At 74.9% G+C, this 2,337-nt stretch carries 1 protein-coding gene; it reads right to left on the bottom strand.

Features of this window, described 5'->3' with window-relative positions; translation table 11 throughout:
* The coding region (locus AC08ON_RS03680; RefSeq protein WP_476616451.1) for an acyltransferase domain-containing protein at window positions 1–2,337 on the bottom strand (2,337 nt) is incomplete at both ends.

Consider the following 2,337-nt stretch of genomic DNA (forward strand, 5'->3'; position numbering starts at 1 on the left):
CCCGTGCCCCGACCGGCCCCGCCGTCGGCCGTGCTCGCGCCGCGGCGAGGAGGGACACCCGTCGAACCCGCGTCGCCGTTTCCGCCGGCACCGCCGGACGTGCCGCCGCCCCGGGGACCATCGTCGGCGCGGAACCGAGCACCACCGCGCACACCGCCCGACCGTACGGCGCCCGGGGTCGCATCGCCCCGGATCGCCCTGCCCCCCGATCCGGGCGGGGGGACCCGAGCCGGCGTCGCCCCATGCGACCAGCGGTCGACCACGGTGGACATCACCGCGTCCGCCTCGGCGAGCGCGGCCCGCAGCTCGGCAATCACCGGATGCGTCGGCACGGCACCTCCGGCCCAGGACGGCGGGTTCCGGTGGGTCCGATCGGCACTGCCCGGGTTGAGCAGGTCGCCGGCCCCGCCGCCGAGGCGGATCAGGGGGGTGCCGAGGCTCAACCGCACCGGGGCGCCGACGCGGTGCGGTCCGTTGGCCGCCGGGGGGCTGCGGCACCGCCGGCGCGGGTCGCGACCGGCAGGGCAGCAGGTCCATCCGGGGCGCGGCGCCTTCCGCCCACATCGCCGCCGCGACCCGCCGCAGCTGGTCCAGCCCGGGACGCTTCACGGTATTCGTGACCAACGAGAGATGGTCGTTGCCGGGCAGGGTGTCGTCGACGAATCCCGCGACGCTGCCCACTCCGACCTGGATGAAGGCACGCACCCCGCGCTCGCGCAGCCGCTCGACGAGCTGGCGGAAGCGTACCGGTTCGACCAGATGTCGAAGAGCGAGCGCGCGGATGGCGTCGTGGTCGCTCGGGTAGGGCGCCACCGTGGTCGCCGACCAGATCGGCACGCTCGCCTCGACGAACGTGGTGCGGGCGAGCCGCGCCCGCATCGGATCCAGGTACGGTTCGAGGAACGGGGAGTGGAACCCCGACCGGAACGGCAGGATCTGGCCCAGCACGCCGTCGCGGCGCAGCCGGTCCAGCGTGGTACGCACGCTGTCCTCCCGCCCACAGATGATCGACTGATGCGGGCAGTTGTCGTGGGAGACGACGACCTCGTCGAGCCCGGCGATGACCTCCGTCGCGCGCTGCGCGCCGCAGCCGAGCGCGCCGAAGACGACCCCCGGCACCTCCAGGGCTGTCGGGTCGAAGCCGGCGAGGAAGTCGTCGGTGTACTCGTCGGTGATCAGCCCGCAGGAGATCATCGCGTTCCACTCGCCGATGCTGTGGCCGCCGACGAGGTCCGGGATGATCCCGAGCCGCCGCAGCGCCACATCGAGGATCCGGCCGACCTCAACGCTCGCGACGCCATGCCGGCCGAGCATCCCGGTGTCGTCGAGGGTCGGCTTCGTCAGCCCGAAGTGTTCGCAGACATCGTCGATCCGCGGGGTGAACTTGTCCTCCAAGCCGCAGAACAGGAAAGCGGTCTGCGCCGGGGAGTCCCCACCCGCCCGCGCGGGGGCGAACATCCCTGCCGGGGTGAACCACAGGTCGTTGCGTCCCCGCCAGGGGGTGCCGCGCTCGACGACGGTGCGGGCAAGCGCCAGCCGACGGGCGGTCGGCGCGACCAGGGCCAGCCGCCACGGCCCACCGGTCGGCGGGGTCGCGGCGTCGTCGCGGGCGAGCAGTTCCGCGTCCGGGACGTCGAGCTGGGCCAGCAGGTCAGCCGCGTCGGCCCCGGCGAGCAGCAGCACCGGTTCGGCGTCCGGACCGACGTCCGGGTCGGCCGCCCGGTCCACCGTGGTCACCGCCGGGGCTGCGAACGTACGGGCCGCCGTCACCGCTGCGGGTGCCGGCGCCTCCTCCAGCACCAGATGGGCGTTGATGCCGCCGAACCCGAAGGCGTTGACCCCCGCTCGGCGGGGACCGCCGCCGGCCGGGGCGTCCCACTCGACGACGGCGCGCACCGGCGCGAACCGGCTGCCCACGAACGCCGGATGCGGCTCGTCGCAGTGCAGCGTGGGCGGCAGGGCCCGGTGGTGCAGCGCCAGCGCGGTCTTGATCAGAGCGGCCGCGCCCGCGGCCGGCATCGCGTGACCGATCATGGACTTGACGGAACCGATCCCGATGTCCGCCCGACCCGGCCCAGCCGGTCCGCCCGACGCGGTGCCAAAGATCCGGCTGAGGGTGGCGAGCTCCACAGCGTCGCCGGTGGGGGTGGCCGTGCCGTACGCCTCGACGAGGCCGATCGCACCCGGCGCCGTCGGGTCGAGCCCGGCATCCGCCCAGGCCCGGCGGACGGCGAGCGTCTGGCCTTCGACGGCCGGGGCCATCAGCGAGGCGGACCGGCCGTCACTGGACGTGCCCGATCCCCGCAGCACCGCGTAGATCCGGTCACCGTCGCGCTC

Source organism: Frankia sp. CoWAU3 (assembly GCF_977971855.1).